The sequence below is a fragment of the Lactiplantibacillus paraplantarum genome, from assembly GCF_003641145.1.
Classification (GTDB): Bacteria; Bacillota; Bacilli; order Lactobacillales; family Lactobacillaceae; genus Lactiplantibacillus; species Lactiplantibacillus paraplantarum.
Genome location: NZ_CP032744.1, coordinates 3006649 through 3033388, shown reverse-complemented (window position 1 = coordinate 3033388; position 26740 = coordinate 3006649). Strand labels below are relative to the sequence as shown.

The window sequence follows — 26740 nt, the reverse complement described above, 5'->3', positions numbered from 1 at the left end:
ATAGCGTAATGTAGCACTTAGTAAATGCATATTAACCGATAAAACGATTTAATCAGGGGACTGTTACTGTTTTGAAAGCTGATTTTAATTAGGGTCCGTCTTAAAACTACTTAAGTAAGATGCAAATTGAGGCAATGTAGACCGTAGCCAGATAAACATGAGCGAGCTTATCATAACGCGTTGCAATCCTACGAAAGTTCTTCAACTGATTGAAGAAGTTCTCAATCAAATGGCGCTCACAATAAACGTGGTAATCATAGGTCCACTTGTCTTTGGTATTTTCCTTTGGCGGAATGGTATAGACGCCTGCTTTATCTTCAATATACTGGCGAAGTTTCGCGGTGCCATAGGCTTTATCCGCGATAATATTTGATTGAGAAATATCGAAGCCTTCCAGCAACTCACTGGCAACTTGGCTATCATGTACTTGACCACCTGTTAGGCGAAAACCCAAGGGATTCCCTAATCCGTCAACGAGTGCGTGAATCTTGGTCGTTCGGCCACCTCGACTTAATCCAATAGCTTGATTTTCGACCATACATTCGGCATTTTTTTTGCCCCAGTGGCCTTTTGATGCGCTCGAACGATCGTTGAATCTAAGCTCAAGTTTTCCATGTCGGGATCGTCAATCAATTCGAGAAAAACCTGTTCGAACAAGCCTGAACTTACCCAGGCTCGGAAGCGACTATACACCGTTTTCCAAGAGCCATAGCGTTCAGGTAGATCACGCCAAGGAGCCCCGCTGCGCATGAGCCAGAGGATAGCGTTGAGGGCGGTACGGTTGTCTAGGCTTGATGGACGGCCAGTCCGGTATGGCGGGAAGTATCCTTTGATTCGGTCCCACTGAGCATCTTCCAGTTCGTATCGTTTAGGTGTTGTCATCGGAATGCCTCGATTCGTTTTTCCTCAGATTATACCTGAATTTTTAGTTTTCAGACAGTCCCTAGTTAGAATTTTAAAGTTTTGAAGCCAGTAAAAAATATCAGCATTAAATCGATTACATAATTTTATAAAACAAAGAGAAGTTAATGTAATAGCCCGTTGTTACAGTGATATTCTGATTTTATATAGTGATTTAATATTTATAATTATTAATATTTTTAACTAATGTTAGTCCTCATTAAAGTTTAACGATAATATAATGTTAACGACTTATTTAGTTGAGGATAACAACCATTCGACCATAATTCGATGAATGTTAAACGCGGGAAAGCTTGCTGTTAAACTGATTTCAGTAGTTTATATAAAAATATTTGTATTGGCTATAATATTAAAAATGGCTCATAAGTCTGTTAAAATAGCGATTTTAATTAATGGTTAAGGGGCGTCATCAATTGACAGCGATTCCAAAAGCATGATATATTTTCGTTGCTGATAGGGTTACTCACAACGATTCACTATTAGTAGCAAGACTTAATAACCGATGATAAGCTTAAGTCGATTTCTGGAAAGGACGTGGTCATATTAATTGGGCAAGCACATTTTTAACCTTAGGAATTAGTCGGATAATCGGGTTACCGGTAGCTGCTGATACACAAGCTGGTACTTACCATTTAACGGTCACGTCTAATTCAAATGCAGCAGCTGATACAATCGGGGGACCACTACAAGGTGTATTACCACAAATGAATGAAACCCAGCAGTGGCTTCTATTCGGTATTGGCATATGTGGACTTAGTTTATTAATGTTATTGATTCTAATCTGGTGGCGCAACCGTCAAACAATAAAGGAGCAACCAAAATGAAAAAGTATATCGGAACACTCGTTGCAGGCATGACACTCATGGCAGGATTCCCGCTAGTAGGGCAAGCTGCTGATAAAACGACTGAAGCGACAGTTACTTTGGAGCAAGATCCAGAAAACAAAGATATTACCTTAGATGAAATACCGGCTGTCAACTTTGGAACACAGAAAATAATTAATGACAGTAAAACTTATGATGCGACCACTGTGACTAATGACTTAAAAGTAACTAACCCGGGGAACACGGACGGTTGGTCAGTGCAAGTTCGAGGAACGAAATTCATGGCTGACCAGCGTGAACTACGGGGAGCTACGTTAACCTTCGCTAAAGTCGATGCCACAGCTGATGACACTGGTAACCAGTCAAAAGCAACTGCTAATGAAGTAACGATTAATGAAAGTGATCAAGCTATCATGGCTGCTACGGCTAACGAAGGGATCGGTAAGTTTACTAGTAAGTATGCGACTGACAAAGTTTCCCTCTTGATTCCTGCCGGTAACGCGGCTGGTGCATACAAGTCAACCTTGACATGGACATTAGGCAACGCCCCTAGTTAATCTAAGTTAGATTAATGCGTCAGAGGAGAACTGAGGTGTGACCGATGAAAATGGGATTGTTGGTAACGGGGCGGTTACTAATGACGGCAGCCAGTTGTCTCATCGTTAGCAACTGGTGCTGGATGACGGTGACACACGCTGCAACGACACAGTCACAGGTGCAAGTAAAGTTAACGCCTTCGGATGATGACAATGCCGTTTCCCCGGTTGATCCTGATGATCCTAGTAAACCATATCCTGGTGATTCGGTTGATGACGGCAACGTAGTCGGTACGGGTTCGCAGGGTAACTTAACCATTGATTTTGTTAGTAATCTTAGATTTAATGCGATTACAACTGCCGGTGGTCCGGTCAGTACGACGGCTCAAAATGAACGGGCGATGATTCAAATAACAGATCGGCGCGCATCGGCAGCTGGTTGGACTTTACAAGTAACGCCCAGCCCGTTACAAAGTAACCAGCAGTCATTAACGACGTCTTTGAAGTTGGGGACCGTTCAATTACGGCCGGGGACTGGGAACGTTAGTACAGCACCTAGTGTTGTTAATACTGATGAACTAGTTGCTGGGGTTGCTAACAATGTGGTGACCGCCAAGGCTAACACTGGTCTAGGAACTTGGTTAGTAGTTTTGAATCGGGGTCGTGAACTAACACAACTTCAGATTTATGATCGCCAACTGACTGCCGGCGATTATACGGGCACGTTAGCTTGGTCGTTGATGAATGCCCCTAGTTGAATGGTTTGACTGAAGCTGCTACTCGTAAAGAATGGCAGCTTCAATCATACATAGCACGTTACTTACCGTTGAAAAAAGGAAGGGTAAAGCATATGAAAAAAATGTTTTGGCAGTTGTTAGCAGTAGTGGGTATGATTATGGCCGGTTTGATGATGACGGCAAGGGCCGATGATTTAAATTATACGGTTCAGGCTAATCTACCTGATAACCAGATCAATCAAAAAGTGTCATATTTTGATTTAAAAGTCACACCGGGACAAACACAAAACTTAACGTTAAATATTAAAAATAATGATAGTAAGGAGCATCGTTATACGGTTTCTCCCAATCTAGCAGTGACAAATGAGAATGGAATCATTGATTATAGTCAGGCTAAGGCGAAAGCGGATCGTTCATTGAAGTTTAACATTAAAACGGCATTGTCTGATGTTCAGACGGTGACGGTGCCCGCTAAAACGACTAAAAAGGTGACGGTTAAATTAACAGTTCCAGAAAAGACGTTTAAGGGAATTGCACTTGGTGGGATTAATATTATTCAGGAATTGAGTACTAAGGCCAAACAGTCCAGTAGTGGGATGGCTATCAATAATCAATACGCTTATGTGCTTGGCTTACAGTTGCAAGAATCAGATCCGACAAATATTAAACCTGATATGAAGTTGCATCAGGTTAAGGCTAAACAACGTAATTATCGCAATTACGTGACGGCTAATTTACAAAATACTCAGCCAGTGATCATGCATGGACTAAAAATTAAGAGTTATGTGACGAAGGCTGGTTCATCCAAGAAGGTCTTGACAGCAACTAAGGAAAATATGTCAATGGCTCCTAATAGTAATTTCGATTTTGCCATTGGTGATGGTACTCAGCAACTAAAGCCTGGTAAATACACATTACACTTGACGGCAACCGCCGATAAGGGCAAATGGCAGTTCACTAAGAACTTTACGATTACGAACAAAGAAGCTGAGACATTAAACGATACGGCTGTTACGGAAAAACAAACAAACTATTTCTGGTGGTTTGTTGCGTTAGGCATTGTCATCATTGGTTTGCTGGCTGCAATTGTCTGGTTGTTGCTGAAAAATCGCCGTCGTCAGGATTAACTAGCGAGAGGAGTTTTCAATATGTGGAAGGGACCGAAACAAATACTGGTTGCAATAATGGCATTAACGGGGTTATGGGTCGGGACCGCCCACATTCAGGCCGCTGACGAAGCGTCGTTGGCAGCGGCACCATCTGGCTTGAATCAGTTGGACAAACTCTTTACGTTACCAGCGACATTTAGTGGCGGGGCCACTAACAGTGCGAGCATTGCTAATGTGACCAATACGAGCTCGCCAAATACTCAAGCTGTGCAAATTATTAATGGTAAGAAACAATTAGGTGGCTTTTGGTCCAATGATGCCAACCGGTTTGATTTAAATAAAGACGCCACCTTTAAGATGTGGGTGTATTTGGGAACATCTACTAGTACTAGCAAGGCCGGTGATGGAATGGCCTTTGTCTTACAAAATGATCCTAGTGGAACATCAGCTTCGGCAAAGGTCAGCTCATCAAATATTATTGGTGAAACATTAGGTGTGTGGGGCGTTGACACCAACAATAAATTACAAGATACACAGGAATTTGCAAAAACAGCAATCCAAAATAGTTGGGCCTTAGAGTTTGATACCTATACCAATACATCAACGGGTTATAGTGATGCTGGTAAGGGTGATGCATTTGATAATGGGATTAAGAAGCAACATATTGCGACTGGCTATCCAGGTGCAGCTAGCCAGTATATTAATCAATCAGTTAGAAGTTGGGATTTAACTGGGTTGATTTGGACAACACGGTATTACTTTACGCAGAACCATGGTAATTTAATGACCAATGTGACGTTGGGTGACAGTAAGTGGCATCATTTGGTTATGAAGTGGGAGGCGGCCAGCAAAACGATGACGTACACGTTTGATGACCTCAATCCCGATGGATCAGCAACGGGTAGCGGCGTTACTCAGAGTGTGGGCCTTGATACTAGCCAATTTAATAGTAGTGATGGCTTGGTTCGTTGGGGGTTCATGGGAGCCACTGGTAGTAATACTGGTAATAATATGGTCGTAATTGAAAGTGCACCGAATCTAGTTGATGCTCAGGCGGCCGTTAAGGTGACGGACAAAACTAAGAATCGCGAGGTCACGACAGGTAGCCAAGTTAAGGCCAAGCGCAAGGTTCAGTATGATTATCAGCTGAACTATAAAGGCGGACAACTTGATTGGGATAACATTACTGCTGAACTGAACTTGCCAAAGCACATTACCTTTAACAGTGCTAAGGTGACGTACGCAGATGGTAGTGAACAAACGTTAACAGCCCCGACAGCTGGTGCTACCAAAGTGGATTACACACTAGACAAAGCATTATCGACTAGTCAAGCAACGGCAACGATTACGCTTAGTGGAACTGCTGATAATGTGGTGGTCAACGAGGAAACAACGGCCACAACAGCAACGTTTAAGAATAAGATTTTTGAAACAACGACTGAAGCACCAAATTATACAATTACTGTTGATCAGCCGATTGGTATTTTAATCCTCAATAATCCATATACGGTGGCTAATGGTGATGATGTCACGGTTAAAGGAATTGTATTTGCCGAAGATTCGGAACAATTGTCAAATGACCAAGTGACACTTTATCCAACGGTCAACGGCAAAGAAATGCCGGCGGTTCAAATGTCCAATGATGATGAACAAGGGTATTTCTATTACAAGATTAAGGCGGACCAATTACACGTTGGCGATGATAACAGGCTGGAAATTTGGGCCTCAGATCCGTATGAAAATGAATCACCGGTCGGAACGGCTAAGATTACCGTTACAGGAGGGAATCTAGGGTTTAAGTCGGTGGCCGCGAATAGCACTTTTAAGTCAATAATGTTAGACGGTTCAGCTAAAACAACGGATCGAGAAGATGATTGGCAACTGGTCGTTCGTGATAATCGTGGGAAAGGTTCCAATTGGCAATTACAAGCTAGTGCGACTAATTTTAAAACTACTGGTGGCAAAACATTGCCTGGCGATGTGATCTTTCGTCAAGGTGATAAAACGACCACGCTTAATTCGGTTGGCACCGTAATTGATAGTCACACAACTACTAGTGATAATGATGATTATGATGTTTTAGCCACTTGGACAAGTAAGTCTGGTATTTTGTATCAGAGTAATGCGGGTGCTACGCCTGGTTCTTATACTGGTGATATTACGTGGACGTTAACGGATGCACCTAAGTAGTGCTAGCTGGTTGGTATTGAGAAGAGTAAGAATGGCTCTTACAAGTGAATGCTTGTGAGAGCTTTTTTTTGATGAAAGTTAGATTAGTACTTAGCTGACAGTCGACTTATTGATGACCTTAGTTAACTAAACGTCAAAACGGGTTGACGACTTATAAACACTGTAGTCAAGGCGTTAACTTATCGAATGATTAATGAAAAAAGGCAACTTTTAACGTGTTTTTGGTTGCGTTTTCTTTTTAGTTTAGTACAATGTAATTGTCACCAAATACTTGTTTCACAAACATGATTGTGAATATAAACACATTTAAGGAGCGCGTTTAAATATGAAAGTTATCGTAATTGGTTGTACCCATGCTGGCACTGCTGCCGTTAATCAGATTTTAGCGTCAAACCCAGATACTGAAGTAACGATTTATGAGAGAAATGACAATGTTTCGTTCCTATCCTGTGGGATTGCCCTGTACCTCGGTGGCCAAGTTGCCGATCCTCAAGGTCTGTTTTATTCTAGTCCTGAACAGTTAGCTGAGTTAGGTGCGACTGTTCATATGCAACATGATGTAACCGATGTTGATACTGAAAACCATGAAATTACCGTTACTGATTTAAAGACTGGCGCATCTAAGACGGATCATTATGATAAATTAGTCGTTACAACCGGTTCGTGGCCAGTTATTCCACCAATTGATGGTATTGATAGCCCAAATGTTTATCTTTGTAAGAATTGGACGCATGCCCAAAATTTATGGGAAGCGGCCAAGCCTGCTAAGCGGGTCATCGTTATTGGTGGGGGCTACATTGGGACTGAATTAGTAGAAGCCTACCAAAAGCAAGGCAAAGAAGTGACTTTGATTGATGGCTTACCACGAATTTTAAATAAATATTTAGACAAAGAATTTACCGACCGCGTTGAACAAAACTTTGTTGATCATGGAATTAAGATGGCTCTAAATCAAATGGTCCAAGGCTTTAGCGATGATGGTAAAGAAGTGACTGTTAAGACTGATAAGGGGAGTTATACTGCTGATATGGCCATTCTGTGTGTTGGGTTCCGGCCGAATACTGGTTTGTTGAAGGGGAAGGTTGACATGAACGCCAATGGTTCAATTAAGACCAATGATTACATGCAAACTTCTGATCCTGATATTTATGGTGCCGGTGACTCGGTAGCCGTTCACTACAATCCAACTCAAAAGGATGCTTATATTCCGTTAGCTACCAATGCAGTTCGCCAAGGGACATTAGTTGGTTTAAACATCTTTAAGCCAACTCGTAAATACATGGGAACACAGTCCACTTCTGGCTTAATGTTGTTTGGTCAGACGATCGTTTCTTCTGGAATGACCTTAGAACATGCTCAGGCTGAGAAGGTGCCAGCAGCGGCTGTCACTTTTGAAGACAACTATCGGCCCGAATTTATGCCAACGACCAAACCAGTTCTGATGCAATTGGTTTACAATCCGGAGACGCGTGAAATTTTAGGTGCGCAATTCATGAGTGAACATGACGTTTCACAATCAGCCAACGTAATTTCTGTGATGATTCAAAATCACAATACCATTGATGACCTTGGCTTTGTGGATATGTTCTTCCAACCAATTTACGATCGGCCATTTAACTACTTGAACTTACTTGGTCAAGCAGCCATTGCACACGCAGCTGAAGCAGTAACTGAATAAATAATTTAAAATAGGACGAGTAACCAACTTTCGGTTGCTCGTCCTATTTGCTTATGGCTGATAATTAAACGTTAGATGATCCTGGGTGACAAAGTTCAAGTTATGCAAAATCTTTTCTATGATTGAATTTTGTTGTGGTAGGTTTAAAGTGAGTTGCTGTAACTTTAATTCAACGGTTCCGAATGCCACCAATCGTTCCAAAATCTCAGTTAGCGTGGTGGCTTGCTGATAAGCTGGCCTGAGATTAATGATGAGCGTTCCCGTATGGTTGGCAGTGTCAATGGGCGTAAAGCCAACCTGACCCACAAATTTAGTAGTGGTGCGATCAGTCACGCCCCAGATAAGTTGCCGATCATGAAAGATTTCACGCATGATGTGGTTGATCTGCGTGGCCGTTGTTTCCATGGTCGCTGTGGGGGTGCTAGTTTGATATAGATTAAAAACGTCAATGACCCGAGCCTTGGTCAACCAGTCAAACGTGTAGTGGGGGGTTAGAATTGGGTGATACTTTTCAAACTGTGACATATTTTCTCCTTTAAAGCCGACGTAAAAACACTTGATACTATTGTAATATAACTGACGCTAACTTGCGCTGATGGTGCTCTGATGAAAATAAGAAAACTGGCTAGCGAGTTTTTGACAACTCTGCTAGCCAGTCTTTTTACATGTTGTTAATCAAGCAAGCTTACCAAATTTTGACCCGCTTATCCGGTGCCAAATACATAGCATCGTCAGGCTGAATGTCAAATGTGGTGTAGAAGTCATCCAAGTTCTTAGGTTGAACGTTGGCACGTAGTTTAGCAGGAGCGTGCACATCGATTGAAAGTAAGAGTTGCATGTATTCGGTCGTGGCTTTCATCCGCCACACCATTGCCCAGTTGGTAAAGAAGGCACTCAGATCAACATCATCTTCGCCTTTAGCGGCTTCTTCCGCACAACTTAAGCCGCCAGCATCAGCGATGTTTTCGGACACGGTTAGCGTACCATTAACTTTCGCACCAGCAAAATCAAGGCCGTCAAATTCACTAATCATTGACTTGGCGAGCTCCTTGAAGTGTGCGGAGTCTTCCTCAGTCCACCAGTTGTGTAGATTGCCGAACTCATCGAATAAGGCGCCGTTATTATCAAAAGCGTGGGAGATTTCATGAGCGATAACGGCACCAATACCACCATAGTTGGCGCTGGAAAGCTGTTCTAGGCTGTAGAATGGGGCTTGTAAAATAGCGGCTGGAAAGACAATGATATTCATAAATGGATGATAGTAAGCGTTAACGGTGTCCGCACTCATTTCCCAGCGGGTCCGGTCAGTGGCTTTGCCCCACTTAGAGAACATGTCTTGGCGAGCTAAACGGTTAAAGTGCAGCACGTTACTTAAAACGTTACCGCCTTGTTCTGGTGTATGGGTTTTGAATTTTGTGTAAATCGTTTCTAATTTATCAGGGTAGCCCACTTGAATGCCGAGTTTGTCAAGCTTAGTAATCGCTTTGGTCCGGGTATCTGCACTGAGCCAAGTGTTCGATTGCAAGCGTCGTTTGTAAACCGCAATCATTTTTTCAACCATCTGGTGGACATCCGCTTTAGCGGCTTCACCAAAATATTTGTGACCATAATAGAGGCCAACGACCTGATCGAAGGTCCCGGTAGCTAGATAGTAGGCACTTTTAGCTTGGTTCCGGGGTTCCTTTTGCCCAGATAATGCCCGAGAGTAAGTTGTTGCTAAGACCCGCATGTCATCACTGAGGTAGCCACTGTAACGTTGGACTAACTTGGCCTTCATCCAATTCTTCATTAGACCAAAATTGTCGGGATTGACTACTTCGTTGAAGTGATCAAAGAAGGCGGGTTCTGGCAAGATAACTTGATCAGGATTACCATCAATGACTGAATAGGTAATGGCTGCTAAGTCTAAGTAACGACTAGTATTGACGAAATCGTTAAATTTGCGGGGGTTATACATCTTACTGTAATCAGCAGATTCTTCAGCGGACTTGACCCACGGGACGATCAAGCGGTCAAATTGCAAGGTGTCATCGACGATTTTTTGAGCTTCATCCGCATCATAACCGGTTTTTTGTAACAGTTCAGTCATCATCTTAGCGTAAATGGCTAGTAACTTAGGGCCGGATTGGTTGCCTTCGTCATAGTACGTCTTGTCGGGTAGGATGGTGCCAGGTGCTTGGGCAAATAGGGCGTTGATCTTAGTGTTCTTCATGTCAGCATCAACATCTAAGCTGAATGGTAGTGGGAGACCGTCGTAGATCCAATCGGGCATCCGTTGTTGTAAGTCAGCAAAGTCGCTTAAACTATCAATTTGCTTGAGGCACGGTAGGATTGGTGCTGCACCGTTGGCATTACGCTGTTCGAAATCTTTAGCTAAACGGTAAAACTTGATGAATTCTGCCAGCTGCGGATTGTCAGGTTCAACGGTCCCCGCAGCCATTGCATCGAAATCATGCATTAATGTTTTTTCAATGGCATCAACTAAGTCCATAAAGCCCCCGGTTGAAGCATGGTCATCCGGAATGACGGCGGTTTTAAGCCACTCGCCGTTGACGGCGTCGTAGAGATCTTGTTTTACTGCTGCTTGATTAATGGTTGCCATTAAATCCACTCCCTAATAAATTATCTAATACTAGGTTAATTATACCTTAGATTATTCTGAGTGGTATCATCAGGCACTGACTTAGCAAAAAATGATACTAATCATCTTAATAGTTCCGAATCAATGGCAATCAGACAGTGAATATTAATTATAGAAGCCAAAATTACTTCCAAATTATTGGTATGAGTGAATCGTTAATGCTTGTAAATCACTGTTTAAGGTCGTGATGGCTGTCGACAATGCTTGATAGAAAATTCCCCGGACGACTAACGGTGGAACCATTAGTTATTCGGGGAATTAAGGGTAATTTAATTATTAGTCATTATTCAGTTAATAATAACTGATCGGCATCGTTAATTTCGATGACTTTGCCAGGCTTTTGCGTAATTAGACCTTGATGCTCGAACAATGCGAGTTTACGGCTGATGCTTTCAGGGGTGGTACCGAGGAACGTCGCCAGATCCTTTTTCTTTAATGGCAGTTTAAACGTATCCGATTTCAGAGCTGCTGCCGTTTCGGTGATATAGTTGGCTAACCGCGCTTCGACTGATTCGGTGGCCGTACTTGTCGTTTGCCGTTCGAGCTGACTGAGACGTTTACCAAAGACGTTTAAGACATTGATGCTGATACTTGGATATTTTTGCATCAAGTCCTGAAAATCTGAGCGGCGAATGCTGCAAACATCAGTTGGTACTAAGGCTTCGCCAAACGAGGTCCGCCGTTGGTTTTCAAACAAGGCAGCTTCGCCATCGATATCACCAGTTTGCAATAGGTATAATAGTTGTTCGCGACCATTGGCAGCTAGCTGATAGACTTTAACCTGCCCATTGGCAACAATCATCAGTGAATCCAGTGGATCATCAGCGCCAAATAAAGTGCTGCCGGCTGGATAATGGTGATGACGAACAATCGATTCGATGGTGTCTAATTGTTCGTTACCGAGTTCGCTAAAAATTGGGACTAACTGCACGCATTCATGTTCTGCCATAAGGCCCACCTCCTGGGTAAATTCACCCTAACTATAACAGATTTTGATTGGTAGATAGGGTTTGACGTTTTAAGTTTCCTGCTGTTTTAATAACTATATTGTAGCGTAAAACTATTTTGAATTTCTTGACGGCCGTCAAGTTCTGATCAATCAAATCCGGTTATGATAGAACCATCAAATGAACAACACGGAGGTAATTGATTATGAAAATTATTATGCAATTAGGAACGTTAACTTGCCCATCATGCATGACTAAGATCGAAAAGGCCGTTGCTAACCATGACGGCGTTGAGAATGTTAAGGTGCTATTCAATGCTAGCAAGGTCAAGGCTAACTTTGATCCGGAAGTGACGAATGCCGATGACTTGGCACAAGTCGTTACCGGACTTGGCTACGAAGTTGAAAACGTCAAGGTTAAGTAGGAGGAATAAACGATGAGTGAACTAACGATCGACGAACAATACGCAGCGGAATTAAAACAGAGTGACATTGATCACCATGTCCCAACAGCGGGCGCAATGACGAATCACATTTTATCTAACTTAATGGTGGCTTACGTTAAGTTGACCCAAGTGAAGTGGTACGTTAAAGGCCCACAATCATTGGCATTGCGGACGGCATATCAACGCTTGTTAGCTCAAAACATCCGTCAGTTTGCTGAATTAGGCGAATTACTCCTAGATGAAAACCAAAAGCCATCTTCCACAACGGCTGAATTAACCAAGTATTCAATGTTGGAAGAAAATGGGGCTTTCAAGTATCGATCCGCTGATGAGCTCGTGGCTGCAACAATTAAGGATTTTGATACGGAAAACCTATTCGTTGACCGGGCTATCAAGCTTGCTGAAAAGGAAACCCGGCCGGCACTGGCGGCTTGGTTAGTTGCTTATCGTGGCAGTAACAATCGCAATATTCGGGAATTACAAGCTTATCTTGGTAACGATGCTCGAACTGGTTTAGATGAAGAAGATGAGGATGACGACGATTAGGTCGGTGTCGCTGAAGAATTAAACGCTCTGGATAGCGATTGTGTGGGCAAGCTATCCAGGGCGCTTTTGCTATTACGACGGGCCTGCGCTATACTAACGACAATTAAATTAATGGGAGGGCCCCGAGATGTCGATTAGCGATATTGTGATGTGGACATTTGTCTTTATTATTGCGACTGGGTTCGTAACGGTGGTTTCAACGGCGGTACTGTTGAAGCGAGCTAAACGAGCGCCCAAGGATACCGAGCAGTCCCACAGTGATGACGACGATGACTGGAAAAAAGATGATTGGAACCATGATGACTGGAAAAAAGGCGATTGGAAAGATTGACCTGATAATCAAACTGATGGATACGATGCTTAACTGAGTCAATAGGTACTAAAAAGACGGTGTAACCAACTGAGATTGGTGACACCGTCTTTTTTGGCGTTATTTGGTTTTTAGCAGTAGATCCAAGGAGTGTTCAAGATTCTGAACATCAGTCGTGGTCATCGCATCTACACAATTATTAATATTACGGGCGATGACGAGTTTCATAGCCTTGTCGATACTTGATTTCACTGCTGAAAGCTGAACCAAGACATCTTCGCAAGGGCGATTTTCGTCCATCATGCGTAAAACGCCGTCCAGTTGACCAGCCGAGCGTTTCAGCCGGGTCTTGATCTGCTTACTAGTGACATATTCTTCAGTAGTTGCCATAATAGCCCCCCTTTGTAATTAAGCGAGTGCTTTTTTGAGCTCGGCTTCAAAATCAGGCTTGGGACGTGCCCCGACCATGTGACTGACGACTTGGCCGTCTTTCTTGATCAGGAAGGTTGGAATTCCTTGAACTTGGAACTGACTGGCCGTAGTTTGGTCATGGTCAATGTTCAATGAAACGAAGTTGACCTGATCCTTGTAAGCGGGGTCTTCAGAAAGGGACGTAAGGATTGGGTCCATCATGCGACAGGGTGGGCACCAATCCGCGCGAAAATCAATAACGGCGATACCAGTATCGGTTTCTTTGGCAAAATCTTGGTCATGTATTTCTTTAATCATTTTAGCTGACTCCTTAGTAAGTATTTGTCACTAAATAATATACCCCCATAGGTATATGCAAGCAAGTATTTTGTTTCTGGACGTGGAGAGATTTAAAAAGGACTGATGTATTGGGTGATTAGATACTAACGATTCGTTGTGGAAGCTAGCGTCACCTGAGAATCTTCTAGTTGTGATCGCGAGCATTAACGTAGAAGATCTCATGTTGACGTGAGCGTGTTATACTAACGATTCATAATTATACAGCCCAGGGTATCTGGTAGGTTTATGGTGAATTATTAGAAACCGCTTATTTAAGCAAAATAAAGCGTTTACATAAATAGCTTTATCTGGTATCTTCAAATTATCATAGATGCTCGGTACCATACGAGGAGGATTTACAGATGACAGGTTCATGGGAAGCACGCTACGCCGCTGAATTTTTTGGCACGCTGATCCTAGTATTACTAGGTAATGGTGCTGTCGCTAATGCATTCCTGAAGAACACGACTGGTAACGATGATCCAGGACTCGCCAATGGAGGATGGCTCCTGGTTGCATCGGGATATGGACTGGGGGTCATGCTTCCAGCCATGATGTTTGGCTCGATTTCTGGTAATCATTTAAACCCCGCGATTACGATTGGGCAGGCCGTGATTGGAATCTTTCCCTGGGCGCACGTCGCGCCTTACTTAATCTGGCAATTTCTAGGAGCAATCGCAGGCCAATGCTTGATTTTAGCACTGTACTGGCCCCATTATCGGCAAACGACTGATAATGAGGCGGTCTTAGGGACGTTTGCAACTAGTGATCATGCGAACAGTCAGTTAAACGGTTTTGTTACGGAAATGGTTGGAACCGCAGTCCTGATTTTTGGTGCCATGGGATTATATCGTGGGATGTTTTTTCATCAAAATATCGATATCGCCAATATTGGCGTTGGACTTTTGATTGCTGCCATGGTTATTTCGTTAGGAGGTCCAACCGGTCCGGCCCTAAATCCGGCCCGTGACTTGGGACCACGGTTAGTACACGCGCTATTACCGGTGCCGAACAAAGGCAGTTCTCACTGGGAATATAGTTGGGTTCCCGTGGTTGCCCCAATTGTTGGTGCTGTTATTGGAATTTGGATTTATAAGATCTTTTTTGGTTTATAATCGCAATTAATTAACCGAGCGTATTTATGAAATTATTATTGGTCTATCATTTTTATCGCAACATGCCAAAACGACCTGCTGACTAGCTGGGAAAGACTATTCGGCAGGCCGTTATTGGTTGATGTGTTTTCAGAAACAATACATAATATTTACCGAAAATTGATGACGATAAGGCAAAGCTGTTGTTAATATAAATGTGTAACGTGTTGCTTGTTATTAACGTTGAATTTGAGAGGATGGTGCTGCTTATGTTAAAAGGTTCGGTTATTTATGTTGCTTTAGCAACCACTTTATTAGTATCAACCGTTTTGGGCGCAACTCTTAAAGCAAGTGCCAATGCTGATGTTCAATCAATAAGAACGACAGCTACTGCACGACTGGGACAACACACAATTTCCAGCACACAGCCGCGTGCTGACGCGGTTAGTTTCAAAGTATCATTGGATGATTAGGTTGTATATGTCGCTCAGTATTTTGACGCGTACTGCACTTTATGTCAGCTTTATATTGCTATTACTGTATTTAAAAAGGCGGTATCCAAATAATTCAATTATTGTTTTCTTTAAGCGATATGGTGGTGTTTTATTAATCGGATGCTTCATTTACATTTTTAGCGCAATTTGGATTGCCATTTACCGCAATCAAGGTTCCAATAATGCTTGGCATTTTAGGACTCGCGGTCGTCATTTTTAAGTACAAGCAAAGGTAGGCCGAACTGCTCAGTACTAAAGTCATTATAGATGTGTGCTGAAATTTTCAGGGTCGCTATTCGGTGGCATCTCAGTTTAGTGGAAATCCAACTGGTTTGGTCACCAGCCAGTCGTATACGGCGTCATGATAATTTGAAATTATTATCGCTTGATCGTTTTTAAATACAGGATGGTAAACGGCACTCCGACTAGTTGGGGAAGACTAGTCGGAGTGCCGTTTTGGTCAATAAGTGGTGTGAGGGTAAATCTGAATTAGGCGGTTGCTGCTTGAACCGCTTTGGCTGGTTGTTGTTTGTCGAACTTGGTCTGGAAGTTGATCAAGCGCATGGCGTTGAAGATGACGACTAGAATACTGGCTTCATGGATGAACATACCGCTAGCCATGTAGATGTAGCCAAAGATTAAACCGATTAGTAGGAAGGCCACGGTCGCAATGGCGATAAAGATGTTCTCGCGAGTGTTCAAGACCGTTTTCTTTGCTAAGCCGTGGGCGTGAACTAATGCGGGAAAGCTTGATTGCATTAAGACGACATCGGATGTGTCGATGGCAACATCGGTCCCGCTACCCATTGCAATCCCAATGTCAGCGTTAGCGATAGAAGGACTGTCATTGATGCCATCACCGATAAAGGCAACCGTATTGCCAGCTTCTTTAAGCTGCTTGACATATTCGACCTTCTCTTCTGGCAACAGGTTCGCGTGAACTTCGTCTAAATTCAATTCGTCCGCGACGGCCTGAGCCGTTAATTGGTTGTCACCAGTTAGCATAACGAGCTTTTTGATTCCTTGGGCTTTCAGTGCTGCGAGTGAATCTTTAACACCTGGCCGAATTGTATCGGCAATCCCAAAGATGAGTTGGACTTGACCGTCGACCGCCATGATAACGGTCGATTGACCACCAGCTTGTAAGTCGTTGAGGTCCTTGAGTTGGGCTGGGTTTAGTTTAATATGATGAGCAGTTAACATCTTCTGGTTACCGATAACAATTTCTTGTTGACTGACTTTTGCGCAGATGCCTTGCCCTTTAACGGTTTCGGTATCGTCCAGTACAGGTGCAACGCTGGCTGATTTTTGCGCGGCATAGGTCACAATGGCTTGGCCTAACGGGTGGTCAGAAACACCTTCGATGGCGGCTGCTAAAGCTAATTGATTGTCAGTATTGTTGGTGTAAGTGTGCATGGTTGTAACGGCAGTATTACCTTCCGTTAAAGTACCAGTCTTATCGAAGACCAGGGTATCGACTTTGGCAAAAGTATCGACGACTTCGCCACCCTTGATCAGGATACCACGCTTGGCACCATTCCCGATTCCGGCAACGTTTGACACTGGGGCGCCGATAACTAAGGCACCTGGGCAACCGAGAACCAGCACCGTGATGGCTAAGCGAAAGTCACGGGAGAAGGCGAAGACTAAGACTGCTAAAACGAGGACGGCAGGCGTATAATATTGGGCAAAGCGGTCGATGAACTTTTCAGCTTTGGACTTGGTATCTTGAGCTTCTTCAACCAATTCAATAATTTTGGCAAAAGTTGTATCGTCGCCAACCTGAGTCGCTTTGATCTTCAGATAGCCATTTTCAACCATTGTTCCTGAGTAAACCGAGTCGTCGAGTTGCTTGTTGATTTGACGAGCTTCGCCAGTAATTGAGGCTTCATTAAGATAGCCGTTACCTTCAACCACAACCCCGTCAACGGGAACCTGACTCCCAGTTTTAACTAGAACAACGTCGCCTTCGTCCACATCATCGACGTCGACTTCTTCGGTGCCGTTATCAGTAACTAAAGTTGCGGTAGTTGGTGACATGTCAGTCAAGCCTTTGATTGCGGTCCGCGTCTTCTGCAAAGTCTTGCTTTCGAGATAGGAGCCAAACAAGAAGAGGAAAGTAACGATTGCGGATTCGTTGAATTCACCAATAATGAAGGCGCCAATAACGGCGATACTGACTAATAGTTCAATACTGAAGACTCTATTGCGTAGCGCACTCCAAGCACGAATTGCGATTGGAACAACGGCAATGATGGAGGCAACTGCCAAGGTGACCTGGTAGCCGAGGGTGAACTGTAAGAGATATTTGCTGAGCATCCCTAAGACAATTAAAACCCCTGTGACTAAGGTAATCTGATTTGTATGTTTAGTGAGAAATAGTTGGAATTTCATAATTTGCAACTCCTTATTTGATTTGATGACCCTAGTATAGTGAGTTTGACTTGATGGCAACTTGATAGGCGTCAAGTTTTGCAAAATAGTAGTATTAATTTCGGACGGGCTGATTATTGCTGGCAGTGATTATGATTAAAACGTGCTATTTTTTAAATTCAAAAGCAGCTAGCTTAGACCCGCTGGAAACAGTTCGGGTTAGAGTGTAAACCTTTTTGGTAGGTGCGTCCTAAACCGACTTCCAGGCATTTCTGCCAATTGCTGGAACGCGGTGGACACAGATTTAAGCCGAAGACCACGTCTTAAATACTGGTCTTCCACGCCTTAATCCATATTGGTGAAATGTGTTCAGGTCAGACTGAGACTTCCGGTTAGCTACGCTATGATGCCAAGCGGAAATTCACCGCTTAACGTCATAGCTAGGCTAATCCTCAGTCTCAACCCGTCTGAACCCGTCTGAACCTCACACTCTTGCACCGCTGAGCATTGGCAGAAACGCCTTCCAGTCGGGACAGTATTCGAATGGCGGACGAAGATGTACCCAACTTTTGATGAATTTGTCATTGTTTTTCATAAACAATAATTTTATCAATCAACTGTCAGACTGAAAAAGATATTGTGATAGCTCACTATTTCTGAGTTACCAGTCATAATAATTGAACGTTTCGACAAAGTAGAGAATACATTCTGATGTTTCACTCTGATGTTTCACTCAAAGTTCTCGTATCAAAATATTCAACGACAAATTATACCGAATTAAGTGACCGTTCATCAGCCATTCGAGCGGCTTACCGAAACGTGCTCGGTGCCACTGAAGCCTGTGCTTGCTACGCCAACGGACTAATGCCAAAACCGCATTAATCCCTCGGCTTCAACCCGTGGCTCCTCACAGGCTTGAGACTGGAGGGGATGGGTGACAATGCTCAGTAGCCAAATTATTCTTAGCTGGAAGTGGGTTGCTTCCGGCTTAGAATAAGACTCGTATTTGAGATCGGGCGGGTTGTGCACGGGCTCAAATCGACGTCGGCTTACGTTCCAGCAATTGTCACCCAGCCCCGGAGGTCGGCATAGGACGCACACCGGCTGACGAACAGTAAGCCAACTAAATAGCACGTTTTAATCATGTTTCATGACAAGTTAACGGAAGAATAAATAGGATGATCAAGTTTGAGTAAACAAGAGGTATAGGAGGGAAAAACGTGGATTATCAAATAACGCAGGCCAATCAACCCTTGATGCCGGCATACTTTCAGGGGCGTTGGGCGGTCAAGCAAATTGCGGATCGAGACGTGATGTATAGCACTAATTTGGGTGCTGAAATCGATTTTCAAGTCACTGATGCTAGTTTTGTGCGGTTGACATTCTTGCCGTTGGCCTATGAGCTACCGAGTTGGGTGGCGATTCAGATTGATGGCTTGCCTTTTCAACGGCAGGCGGTGACGAATGCCCCCCTGTGGTTGACACTGGATGGTCGGCTCCACGTGGTACGGGTAGTTTTGAGTGGTAATACTGATGAGGACCGTGTGTGGGATGGCAATCAAGGTTTTGCAGTAAAAGCCCTGACGACAGATGGGGAGTTACAGCCAGTCCAGTTAGGCCGACACAGCGTGACGTGGATTGGGGATTCGCTGACGGCCGGTTGCTGGGTCATGGGTAAGCAACCCGCTGAAGATTATCGCGCAGAAGCTAATTATGCAGCTGTTGCGAGTGACTTGTTGAATGCACGGAATGTCCGCATTGCTTATAGTGCCGGTGGACTCAGCAAACCAGGAACTGGTGGCGTGCCGGTGCTGCCGGAGGTTTTAACAGCCGTGGATAGTAAAACAACGTGGCAACCAGTACCCACGGATTTAGTTGTGATTAATGTTGGTACTAATGATCGACAAGCAGACGATACGACGTTCACGGTAGTTTTGCGCCGCTTCCTTAATCAGGTGCAGACGCTTTACCCGAATAGCCGGCTTGCTGTAATGATCCCGTTTAATCAGAATTTTGCGTCGATTATTCGTGCGGTCGTGGCCGAGTTTATGCAATGGCAATTCATTGAAACGGCTACTTGGCAACTCAGTACCACGGACGGGGTGCATTTAGATTTAGCCGGCTCCCGGATGGCGGGCGAATTAACAGCACAAGCGTTGCGAACACAGTATCCAGATGTTTTTAAATCGTGATCAACCAATCTTTTAAAAATCCCGTTTCATTGCAGCAGAACATCGCTACAGTGAAACGGGATTTTTGGGTGGCACTACTAGATTTTAAAAATAAACGTTAACGCTGACGGTGTAGTGATTGCGACTGTAAATACCGGACCGCAGCGAGCACTTCTTCGGGAATATCCACATGGGCGATGAAGCCCTGACCACGGGGACCATAACCGGTGGGGGTATCCACTAGGCGTTGAAATTCACCGAGTAAGAGTTCAGTAAAGTAAGCGGGTTGCCAGCCAGCTAATATTGTGTTTGGTGTAAATTGCATTGGTTGTAGCTGGTTTAATTGCAAGGTCGCTGGCGCATAGCGAATAAAGTTGGCATGGGACCAATTAGCTGAGAACGTTAGGGTAGTCCGCCGCGCGAGTAACGGGTCTTGTACGAGTAGGACGTGACGCCAATCGGTGGGGGCTAACGCGCGGGCATGCGTGGCATTGCTACCGGTATTGGTAGAAGTCTTGTCGAGGCGGATGCTGCCTTGATAACCGGTCTGGCGGACAAGTGTTGCCATCAACTCAGCCTCACTAGCTTGAGATTTTGGCAAGTTTAAGTTTTGCCGTAAATACTTAGTGGCGTGGCCGACGCCGCCCGCAATAATGAGTAGTGGTAATTGATAGTCTTGGGCTAACTGGCCCGCTGCAGTGGCTGTTGCTGGGAGGCTGTTGCCACAAAGGACCAGGCCATCGAGGTGCTCAGGTAGGGTGGTGGTGTGTGTCAACCACGCCAGACATTGATTGAAAGCAGTCAGTTCATCCAATTACTTGGCCTCCTTAGTCCCAAAGTGAGCCGCTGCGGCTCCAAAGTTGAACCGTTGGAAGTGAACATTTTGAAAGCCGGCTTGCTGAAACATCGTTGCTAATTGTTGGTAGCTTGCAAAGTGACGAGTGGTTTCCTGTAAATAGGAATATTCCTGATATTGATGGGCGAATAGACGTCCGAATAACGGGACTACTTTTGTGAAATACCACTGCCAAACTGGTTTGATCAATGGCTGATCGGGTTGGGACGTCTCTAAGCAGACCAAGCGAGCCCCCGGTTTTAGTACGCGATAAATTTCAGTTAAAGCTTGGGCTTTATCAGGCAAGTTGCGGAGTCCGAAGCCAATCGTGACGAGGTCAAAGGTGTTGTCCTTAAACGGAAGATGCATCGCATTGCCGCGGCGTAACCAGACCCGATCGGCAACCTGTTGCTGGGCCACTTTTTGTTGGGCCAGTTTTAACATTGGGGCTGAAAAGTCTAACCCGATGACTTCACCGGGTGCCTGTAATTCTTTAGCCAGTGCGATCGTCCAATCACCCGTACCACAACAGAGGTCGAGAACATGGGCGTTAGGCGTTAAATGAATTTGGGCCATCGTTTGCTTGCGCCAATGACGATGCGTTCCGAGACTGATAATGTTGTTCATGCGGTCATAGTTCGGCGCAATGGTGTCGAATAATCCCTGGACGTTATGTAAGTAGCGATTTGCCATAAGTGGTACCTCCTGATAGTTACTTTACTTACCACTATAGCAGATGTTGGTTGTCAGTTACCGTGAAAAGGAATGATAATCAATATAAAGCCACGATATTGATTTCGCCGCTGTTAATATTGTTCGCGAATAAACCGTTAAACTAAAGTTAGAACAACATAAAGGCAGTCTCGATCGGTATGTATTAAGTACCAATCAAGACTGCCTTTTTTGACAGCGTGTTCCTAATCGAAGCCTTAACGTCAAAACGAGTACGCTAGCAATAGCTTAAAAATCATCATCTGCAATTTGAGCGAACAGGTCACGTGATGGGATGAAGAACGCTTGCCCGGATAGTAAAGTTGAGAAAGTTAGTAAAAAGTCACTTTGGTCGACCATGTTTTGCAGCATGCCTTTGGTAACCGTCCAGTGGCGGGCATAACCAATGAAGTACGTCCCCGTATTACCAGCGGCTGGATTGGAGTACGGGACATTCATCCGAACGATTTTTTGTTCGACACCATCAATTTCCAATTTTGAAGCAACGTTGTGAGCATTCTTAAACTTATCTTCGTCTTCTAACTCGAAGTCGCTGAATTTTTCACGGCCAACGGCTTTTTCCTGATCTTCGGTATGCATATGTTCCCACACGGGCATATCATGTTGCCATTTTTGTGCAAAGGCGTAAGAACCGTTGATGAACTGGGGATCTTCGTCACCAACTAAGGCATAATCAGCGGCATCTTCTACGGCCGGCGCTTCCGTCCCGTCGATAAAGCCAATGATGGCCCGGCCCTCGAAGTAACGAAAGCCCTTCGTCTCATCGAGGACGGTCGTGATTGGCGCTAAGACCCGCTGGAATTGCGTCTGGCATTCGTAGACGACCGCTTCGTTGCTTGCGCGAATGTGGAAGAAGAGGTCGCCGGGTGTTGCTGGCATGGTGTATTTGGGTCCACTCAAAGTGGTATAGGTTTCTAATTCTTTAGGCTTGGGAGCGCCAGGAAACAGGTAATCCCAAGCGGCGCTGCTGATGCCGATGCTAACTTTTAACTGGGTGCCAGTTTCAGGTTTGGCGTCCCGGATACGTAATGAGCGAATGATGGCTTGTGACCGATCTGCAAATTCTTGAAAGACTTCACGGTCGTGTTGCTGATCCTGACGATTTAATTGAAGAACGGTAAATTGAACGTGTTCACCGACATCCTTCCAGACATCTTGGGCGCGATTGGGATTGATTGGCATGGTATATTTCCTCCATAAATTGTTTGATATTGTTAGCGTACATGGTGGTACGGGTAGCGTCAAATAAAGGCAAACGGCGAGTGTGAATAATGCCAACATTCGCCAGCATCGGGGGCAGGCAGCCAAACTAACGTGATGTGTATCCTGATAACTAAACGGATTAGTCAGTTGGAATTGTTGGTGCTTGTAAGACGTTAGGAATTAATTGAATAAATAGCCGGTAAGTCTCAATTCTGCTGAGTGTTGGCTGCGTGGTCGCAAGTTGCCAAGCTAACTGGTGAAGACAGTTGCCGAGATAGGTTGCCATAAAATGTCGTTGCTTAGGATGGATGGCTAAGCTAGTTAGCAGCTGTTGGGCAAAACCAACCTCTAATGGGATGACCCGCTCGCGACACTGGGCCCATGTCACGAGTAGAGGGAGGTCCAGATGTGTGCGAATCGTCGTGACGATCGCACCAGCAATGGTCGCGTAAGATGGTGTCGTTAAGTCATTCAACGCTTGTCCTAACTGTTGTAAGGCAATTAAGTATTCAATCACAATGATATCTTCAATATCTTGGTGATGACGATAAAAAGTGGCGCGTCCAACATGGGCATCCAGACAAAGTTGTTTGACAGTCAACTCGTTGAAGGACTTTTGCGCTTTAAAATTTGCTTGCAAGGCAGTGATCAATTTGCGATGAGTTTGATGAGTTCGCTGATCAATATGCAATTGATTGTTCATAATTAATTTTGTCATATGTTAATGATACACCAATGTACAATATGTCTCAAAACGTCCCTTTTTTAGTCTACGAAAGCGTCTATAATAGCTGTCACAGTTAGACATAGCTGACCAATTAAGGAGATTGTGGACTAATGAAATTAATTACCGTTGAAGAGCATTTTGAATCGGCAGCTGTGACTGGCGCGATGCGTCAAGCTGTTGGTAACGCTGCGTTACCAACAGTTAGTCCAGCGCTACGCCAGTACATGCGGGACAATTTACCGAGTCCTGCAATTATGCAAGACACCCAGCATGAACGCCTGGCATTTATGGCTCAATATGGCATTGATATGCAGGTGTTATCTTATGGTAATTCATCACCACAGAATTTATCGCCGGAACAAGCAGTTCCACTCTCACAATTAGCTAATGATGAATTAGCGAAAGTGGTGGCAGCTCATCCTGATCGTTATGCTGGGTTGGCCGTTCTACCCGTCGGTGATCCGCAAGCCGCGGTCGCTGAATTAAATCGAGCGGTAACAACGCTGGGATTACGGGGCGTGTTGCTGAAAGGCAATTATCAGAATAAATTTTTTGATGAACCATTCTTCTTACCAATCTTTGAAGCAGCTGCGAGGCTTGATGTCCCCGTGTATTTTCATCCCTCATTTATTCCGCAAGCGGTGACGAATCATTATTTTGAAAGCAACCAATGGTCTGACGTTGTCACGGGGATCTTATCATCTGCCGGTTATGGTTGGCATATGGATGTTGGCATTCAAGTGATACGGATGATTGCTAGTGGTATTTTTGATAAGTTGCCTGGTTTGAAACTCATTTCAGGACACTGGGGCGAACTAGTCCCGCTGTTTTTAGAACGTTTGGATGATGAGTTAACAACATATACGGACTTGCAGTACCCGTTTAGTACTTATTACCGTCAGAATGTGTACGTGACGCCAAGTGGTATTTTAAGTGCGCCCCAGTTGCAATTTATGTTAGCGGAGATGGGAGCGGATCACCTGATGTATTCGCTTGATTACCCGTATAAGCAGCCGAAAACGAGTGAAAGTTTCTTGGATACCGCCGACTTGACCGATGAACAACGGGCTCAAATCGCGTTTGGCACGGCAACCACGTTATTTAAATTATAGGAGGAACGAAATAATGTCATTAAACGCACAACAAATGCAGGCAACCCGGGATGAATTACAAGCTAACTTTGCGTTGACTGGTCTTACGAAAGCCCAGGTAGCTGATGATTTAGCGATTAGTTCAACTAAGCTCGATCACTTATTTGACTTAACCCAACAATCTTTGAACGATCCGTGGATTTTACGCAATTATTTGATTGAAAAGGTGGCGGCAGCAGGAAAGATCCCGGTACCATTTACGGCATTAAGTGGTGACTGGCATCGTCATTGGTTTTTGAATAGCACTGTCATTGATCGTCGTGAAATGTCAATCGGTGATTGCTAAAATGGTTGGAGGAAATCATCAAATGAGTAATGGAACTGATATTGCGTTAATTAGTGAACTAGTGGCCCGCGAGCGTTTATTTCGTACCCGGCATAACTCCGAAATCCGCGATTGCTATTACGCGGACGCGACTGTGGCAACTAGTTGGCAACAAGGACCACTAAGTACATTTATTGGCGCAGCATCGAAGGAAGTTGATCCGCGCTTTGTTATTGTGGGAAGCGTCAGTACGCCTGTCGTTCATCTGAATGGCGATAAGGCATACGTGGAACTACCAACCACGACGCATATGCGCATGATGGTCAATGGTACTTTAGCGGAGTTAGAATCATATCGGCGACTAATTTACCGTGTCGAACGCCGTGACACTAAGTGGAAGATTAGTCGATTGACCTCAATTAACGAAAGTGATAATTTACGACCAGTCATTGCGGGACAGGATTTACACGTGGCATCACAGGATTTTAGCGGCTTACGGCCTTCATATCAATTTCTGGCCTATGTCCGACAAGCCGCCGGTGGTCAAATTAGTCAGGACTTATTAGGGACGGATCGACCTGAAGAAGTTGCGCGATTGTACGCGGAAACAGCCGCGTGGTTGCGAGCTTGAGTGTTGTCTAGATTGAAATTAGCGGGCTATCTCTGTCAGGATAGTGGGTAGCTAATTATTAGCGAATGAAAAAGGCAATTTGTAACAGAAATAAGCACCTTTAATGTGTTTGATCAGAAGTGGAAAAATTAAAGCAACATACTGTTACTTTAATAAATACAAATAAATTACGGTCAAAAAAGGCGCGTTGTAATCATTTCTGATCACAACGCGCCTAGTGTTTTTATCATACTAATGGACCCTACCGGATTTGAACCGACGACCTCCTGCATGCGAAGCAGGCGCTCTCCCAACTGAGCTAAGGGCCCAATACACTTTTAGTATACCGCAAAATACTAGTCGTGCAAGTCTCGTTTGGTCATCAATGACGACTAGCACGATGATTTTGATTGCCGCGAATTTTATGCACTCGTCGCTTGTACTGCGCTTTTTGGTTGCTGGCAAACTTGAAGTGTTGCATTTTGCCGCCGAAGACTTGGCCATTCAGTCTTAATTTCAGCCAATCTTGCATGACGGCCATCATTGAATTAATCTGGGTGATCCGTAATTTGTCGTGCTGCTGTTGTGCTAGTGGCAATAAATTAGTGGCTAACTGATTAACTAATTTTTGATGATAAGCCATTAATTCTGGTGTTAATGGGGCGTCGGTATAAGTATTAAATAATTTTTGAATTGTTTGAAGCGCATCTTTGATGTCGGTTGGTTGATAATAGCAATCGTCGGTATTCGTCAAGTTAATTTCCCCTTTGTCATTTTAGTATAGCAAATTTTATTTAAAAAGAACGGTTTAGCGTGGTCAAAGTCAGCGGTGGCGGTTACAATAGGAATAAATTTAGGAGGTGCGCAATCATGACCACAGTAACCGCATTGGAAGATCAAGCAGGCCAAGTCTTGGATCAGTCGTACACTCAATTTAAACAAGCCCAGTTGGCGCTGGGCAAAGAGCAGGTATTTGCCAACGCTGCACAGATCTTTGCAGTAGGTGAAATTGCTACTGCGACTAGGCAATATTTATTTGATGAGGAAATCGCCCGACAAGTCATTAAGTTGCAAGATCAAGTTTTGTTGATCATGTATCAGCAAGGTCAAAATGGTGAATTTTTGAAGCTGAATTTTACTGGTAATGATATTCGGTGGCTTTTGGGACTACCGCGGACGCATCATCGACAACGACTACCAAAATAGTTCCAATTAACCGAACGTTTGGTCGTAATTTAATTGAAATTTAGCCGAATTTCCATGAATTGTAAATGGAAATTCGGTTTTTTAAAATAAAGAATAACTTTTTTTGAAAAAACTATGAATCAAGAGTGAATTTTAGTAATAAAAAGATGCCGGTATAATAGGATTTCAGAGTGGAAATGTTACGATGGCTAATTATTGTTACGGTTTTGTAACTTTCGTAACATATTGTTATTTTGTTGGTATTG

At 44.0% G+C, this 26740-nt stretch carries 27 protein-coding genes and 1 tRNA gene; 15 read left to right on the top strand and 13 right to left on the bottom strand.

All coding sequences use genetic code 11. The features are described 5' to 3' along the window. Positions 1-106 precede the first annotated feature (106 nt). A protein-coding gene (locus LP667_RS14885) for an IS5-like element ISLpl3 family transposase (RefSeq protein WP_121018932.1) occupies positions 107-882 on the bottom strand; the annotation gives its coding sequence in 2 pieces (ribosomal slippage) (positions 107-558 and positions 558-882; 777 coding nt in all). An 859-nt stretch (positions 883-1741) separates the two neighbouring features. Here LP667_RS14885 and LP667_RS14875 point away from each other — a divergent pair. From LP667_RS14875 to LP667_RS14855, 5 genes are all read left to right on the top strand, one after another. Then, the gene (locus tag LP667_RS14875; RefSeq protein ID WP_021732239.1) at positions 1742-2302 is read left to right on the top strand and encodes a WxL domain-containing protein; all 561 of its coding nucleotides are present in this window, start codon (positions 1742-1744) and stop codon (positions 2300-2302) included. Between the two features lie 44 nt (positions 2303-2346). Beyond that, positions 2347-3039 (top strand): WxL domain-containing protein, encoded by a 693-nt coding sequence (locus LP667_RS14870; RefSeq protein ID WP_021732238.1) that lies wholly within the window; start codon positions 2347-2349, stop codon positions 3037-3039. A gap of 92 nt (positions 3040-3131) precedes the next feature. Then, positions 3132-4145, top strand: coding sequence for a WxLIP family cell surface protein (locus LP667_RS14865; protein WP_021732237.1), 1014 nt, complete (start codon positions 3132-3134; stop codon positions 4143-4145). Positions 4146-4166: 21 nt separating this feature from the next. Beyond that, positions 4167-6317, top strand: coding sequence for a lectin-like domain-containing protein (locus tag LP667_RS14860; protein WP_021732236.1), 2151 nt, complete (start codon positions 4167-4169; stop codon positions 6315-6317). 325 nt (positions 6318-6642) lie between these two features. Next, entirely contained in the window at positions 6643-7995 is a 1353-nt protein-coding gene (locus LP667_RS14855; protein ID WP_021732235.1) for an FAD-dependent oxidoreductase, read from the top strand. Positions 7996-8046: 51 nt separating this feature from the next. On the opposite strand, the gene LP667_RS14850 is transcribed toward LP667_RS14855, so the two are convergent. The 3 genes from LP667_RS14850 to LP667_RS14840 all read right to left on the bottom strand — a co-directional run bounded on the left by LP667_RS14850 (position 8047) and on the right by LP667_RS14840 (position 11585). Beyond that, entirely contained in the window at positions 8047-8520 is a 474-nt protein-coding gene (locus LP667_RS14850; protein ID WP_021732234.1) for a GNAT family N-acetyltransferase, read from the bottom strand. A gap of 160 nt (positions 8521-8680) precedes the next feature. Continuing rightward, positions 8681-10597, bottom strand: a complete 1917-nt coding sequence (locus LP667_RS14845; RefSeq protein ID WP_021732233.1) for a M13 family metallopeptidase — start codon at positions 10595-10597, stop codon at positions 8681-8683. Positions 10598-10919: 322 nt separating this feature from the next. Next, the gene (locus LP667_RS14840; RefSeq protein ID WP_021732232.1) at positions 10920-11585 is read right to left on the bottom strand and encodes a Crp/Fnr family transcriptional regulator; all 666 of its coding nucleotides are present in this window, start codon (positions 11583-11585) and stop codon (positions 10920-10922) included. Positions 11586-11785: 200 nt separating this feature from the next. Here LP667_RS14840 and LP667_RS14835 point away from each other — a divergent pair, with 200 nt between their 5' ends. From LP667_RS14835 to LP667_RS14825, 3 genes are all read left to right on the top strand, one after another. After that, positions 11786-12007: a heavy-metal-associated domain-containing protein gene (locus tag LP667_RS14835; RefSeq protein WP_024272221.1), complete on the top strand. Its 222-nt coding sequence runs from the start codon at positions 11786-11788 to the stop codon at positions 12005-12007. Positions 12008-12019: 12 nt separating this feature from the next. Continuing rightward, positions 12020-12574: a Dps family protein gene (locus LP667_RS14830; protein WP_021732231.1), complete on the top strand. Its 555-nt coding sequence runs from the start codon at positions 12020-12022 to the stop codon at positions 12572-12574. 127 nt (positions 12575-12701) lie between these two features. After that, entirely contained in the window at positions 12702-12905 is a 204-nt protein-coding gene (locus LP667_RS14825) for a hypothetical protein (RefSeq protein WP_021732230.1), read from the top strand. Positions 12906-13004: 99 nt separating this feature from the next. Here the strand turns inward: LP667_RS14825 and LP667_RS14820 are convergent, their stop codons facing one another. After that, positions 13005-13274 (bottom strand): metal-sensitive transcriptional regulator, encoded by a 270-nt coding sequence (locus LP667_RS14820; protein WP_021732229.1) that lies wholly within the window; start codon positions 13272-13274, stop codon positions 13005-13007. A gap of 18 nt (positions 13275-13292) precedes the next feature. After that, positions 13293-13613 (bottom strand): thioredoxin family protein, encoded by a 321-nt coding sequence (locus LP667_RS14815; RefSeq protein ID WP_021732228.1) that lies wholly within the window; start codon positions 13611-13613, stop codon positions 13293-13295. 383 nt (positions 13614-13996) lie between these two features. Between LP667_RS14815 and LP667_RS14810 the strand changes: the two genes are divergently transcribed. After that, positions 13997-14749, top strand: a complete 753-nt coding sequence (locus LP667_RS14810) for an MIP/aquaporin family protein (RefSeq protein ID WP_003645580.1) — start codon at positions 13997-13999, stop codon at positions 14747-14749. A 248-nt stretch (positions 14750-14997) separates the two neighbouring features. Next, on the top strand, positions 14998-15201 hold the full coding sequence (locus LP667_RS14805) for a hypothetical protein (protein WP_021732227.1): 204 nt from the start codon (positions 14998-15000) through the stop codon (positions 15199-15201). Positions 15202-15711: 510 nt separating this feature from the next. Here the strand turns inward: LP667_RS14805 and LP667_RS14795 are convergent. After that, positions 15712-17616, bottom strand: coding sequence for a heavy metal translocating P-type ATPase (locus LP667_RS14795; protein ID WP_056988590.1), 1905 nt, complete (start codon positions 17614-17616; stop codon positions 15712-15714). Positions 17617-18815: 1199 nt separating this feature from the next. On the opposite strand from LP667_RS14795, the gene LP667_RS14785 reads away from it, so the two are divergent. After that, positions 18816-19787, top strand: a complete 972-nt coding sequence (locus LP667_RS14785) for an SGNH/GDSL hydrolase family protein (protein ID WP_021732224.1) — start codon at positions 18816-18818, stop codon at positions 19785-19787. Between the two features lie 97 nt (positions 19788-19884). On the opposite strand, the gene LP667_RS14780 is transcribed toward LP667_RS14785, so the two are convergent. From LP667_RS14780 to LP667_RS14765, 4 genes are all read right to left on the bottom strand, one after another. After that, entirely contained in the window at positions 19885-20580 is a 696-nt protein-coding gene (locus tag LP667_RS14780) for a YdcF family protein (RefSeq protein ID WP_021732223.1), read from the bottom strand. Next, complete coding sequence (locus LP667_RS14775; protein ID WP_021732222.1) at positions 20581-21294, bottom strand: demethylmenaquinone methyltransferase; 714 nt, start codon at positions 21292-21294, stop codon at positions 20581-20583. A 267-nt stretch (positions 21295-21561) separates the two neighbouring features. Continuing rightward, complete coding sequence (locus LP667_RS14770; RefSeq protein WP_021356134.1) at positions 21562-22515, bottom strand: Dyp-type peroxidase; 954 nt, start codon at positions 22513-22515, stop codon at positions 21562-21564. Between the two features lie 160 nt (positions 22516-22675). Then, positions 22676-23254, bottom strand: coding sequence for a TetR/AcrR family transcriptional regulator (locus tag LP667_RS14765; RefSeq protein ID WP_021732221.1), 579 nt, complete (start codon positions 23252-23254; stop codon positions 22676-22678). A gap of 119 nt (positions 23255-23373) precedes the next feature. On the opposite strand from LP667_RS14765, the gene LP667_RS14760 reads away from it, so the two are divergent. From LP667_RS14760 to LP667_RS14750, 3 genes are read left to right on the top strand one after another with little or no spacing between them, the layout of a single operon-like run. After that, positions 23374-24375 (top strand): amidohydrolase family protein, encoded by a 1002-nt coding sequence (locus LP667_RS14760; RefSeq protein WP_021732220.1) that lies wholly within the window; start codon positions 23374-23376, stop codon positions 24373-24375. A gap of 13 nt (positions 24376-24388) precedes the next feature. After that, complete coding sequence (locus tag LP667_RS14755) at positions 24389-24700, top strand: DUF2316 family protein (protein WP_021732219.1); 312 nt, start codon at positions 24389-24391, stop codon at positions 24698-24700. Positions 24701-24722: 22 nt separating this feature from the next. Further along, positions 24723-25310 carry a nuclear transport factor 2 family protein gene (locus tag LP667_RS14750; RefSeq protein WP_021732218.1) on the top strand — a complete coding sequence of 196 codons (588 nt, stop codon included), beginning with the start codon at positions 24723-24725 and terminating at the stop codon, positions 25308-25310. 235 nt (positions 25311-25545) lie between these two features. Here the strand turns inward: LP667_RS14750 and LP667_RS14745 are convergent. Together LP667_RS14745 and LP667_RS14740 are read right to left on the bottom strand one after the other, a co-directional pair. Next, positions 25546-25618: transfer RNA gene (locus LP667_RS14745), tRNA-Ala, on the bottom strand. A gap of 53 nt (positions 25619-25671) precedes the next feature. Further along, positions 25672-26043: a hypothetical protein gene (locus tag LP667_RS14740; RefSeq protein ID WP_056988454.1), complete on the bottom strand. Its 372-nt coding sequence runs from the start codon at positions 26041-26043 to the stop codon at positions 25672-25674. 116 nt (positions 26044-26159) lie between these two features. Between LP667_RS14740 and LP667_RS14735 the strand changes: the two genes are divergently transcribed. Further along, complete coding sequence (locus LP667_RS14735) at positions 26160-26495, top strand: hypothetical protein (protein WP_021732216.1); 336 nt, start codon at positions 26160-26162, stop codon at positions 26493-26495. The last annotated feature ends 245 nt before the right edge of the window (positions 26496-26740 follow it).

Bases quoted from the DNA above. Each gene is read 5' to 3' on its own strand.
- LP667_RS14860 (WP_021732236.1), top strand. From the start codon at position 4,167: ATGTGGAAGGGACCGAAACAAATACTGGTTGCAATAATGGCATTAACG.
- LP667_RS14760 (WP_021732220.1), top strand. From the start codon at position 23,374: ATGAAATTAATTACCGTTGAAGAGCATTTTGAATCGGCAGCTGTGACT.
- LP667_RS14795 (WP_056988590.1), bottom strand. From the start codon at position 17,616: ATGAAATTCCAACTATTTCTCACTAAACATACAAATCAGATTACCTTA.
- LP667_RS14865 (WP_021732237.1), top strand. From the start codon at position 3,132: ATGAAAAAAATGTTTTGGCAGTTGTTAGCAGTAGTGGGTATGATTATG.
- LP667_RS14875 (WP_021732239.1), top strand. From the start codon at position 1,742: ATGAAAAAGTATATCGGAACACTCGTTGCAGGCATGACACTCATGGCA.
- LP667_RS14820 (WP_021732229.1), bottom strand. From the start codon at position 13,274: ATGGCAACTACTGAAGAATATGTCACTAGTAAGCAGATCAAGACCCGG.
- LP667_RS14815 (WP_021732228.1), bottom strand. From the start codon at position 13,613: ATGATTAAAGAAATACATGACCAAGATTTTGCCAAAGAAACCGATACT.
- LP667_RS14755 (WP_021732219.1), top strand. From the start codon at position 24,389: ATGTCATTAAACGCACAACAAATGCAGGCAACCCGGGATGAATTACAA.
- LP667_RS14810 (WP_003645580.1), top strand. From the start codon at position 13,997: ATGACAGGTTCATGGGAAGCACGCTACGCCGCTGAATTTTTTGGCACG.
- LP667_RS14735 (WP_021732216.1), top strand. From the start codon at position 26,160: ATGACCACAGTAACCGCATTGGAAGATCAAGCAGGCCAAGTCTTGGAT.
- LP667_RS14805 (WP_021732227.1), top strand. From the start codon at position 14,998: ATGTTAAAAGGTTCGGTTATTTATGTTGCTTTAGCAACCACTTTATTA.
- LP667_RS14765 (WP_021732221.1), bottom strand. From the start codon at position 23,254: ATGACAAAATTAATTATGAACAATCAATTGCATATTGATCAGCGAACT.
- LP667_RS14845 (WP_021732233.1), bottom strand. From the start codon at position 10,597: ATGGCAACCATTAATCAAGCAGCAGTAAAACAAGATCTCTACGACGCC.
- LP667_RS14770 (WP_021356134.1), bottom strand. From the start codon at position 22,515: ATGCCAATCAATCCCAATCGCGCCCAAGATGTCTGGAAGGATGTCGGT.
- LP667_RS14870 (WP_021732238.1), top strand. From the start codon at position 2,347: ATGAAAATGGGATTGTTGGTAACGGGGCGGTTACTAATGACGGCAGCC.
- LP667_RS14775 (WP_021732222.1), bottom strand. From the start codon at position 21,294: ATGGCAAATCGCTACTTACATAACGTCCAGGGATTATTCGACACCATT.
- LP667_RS14750 (WP_021732218.1), top strand. From the start codon at position 24,723: ATGAGTAATGGAACTGATATTGCGTTAATTAGTGAACTAGTGGCCCGC.
- LP667_RS14825 (WP_021732230.1), top strand. From the start codon at position 12,702: ATGTCGATTAGCGATATTGTGATGTGGACATTTGTCTTTATTATTGCG.
- LP667_RS14850 (WP_021732234.1), bottom strand. From the start codon at position 8,520: ATGTCACAGTTTGAAAAGTATCACCCAATTCTAACCCCCCACTACACG.
- LP667_RS14840 (WP_021732232.1), bottom strand. From the start codon at position 11,585: ATGGCAGAACATGAATGCGTGCAGTTAGTCCCAATTTTTAGCGAACTC.
- LP667_RS14855 (WP_021732235.1), top strand. From the start codon at position 6,643: ATGAAAGTTATCGTAATTGGTTGTACCCATGCTGGCACTGCTGCCGTT.
- LP667_RS14830 (WP_021732231.1), top strand. From the start codon at position 12,020: ATGAGTGAACTAACGATCGACGAACAATACGCAGCGGAATTAAAACAG.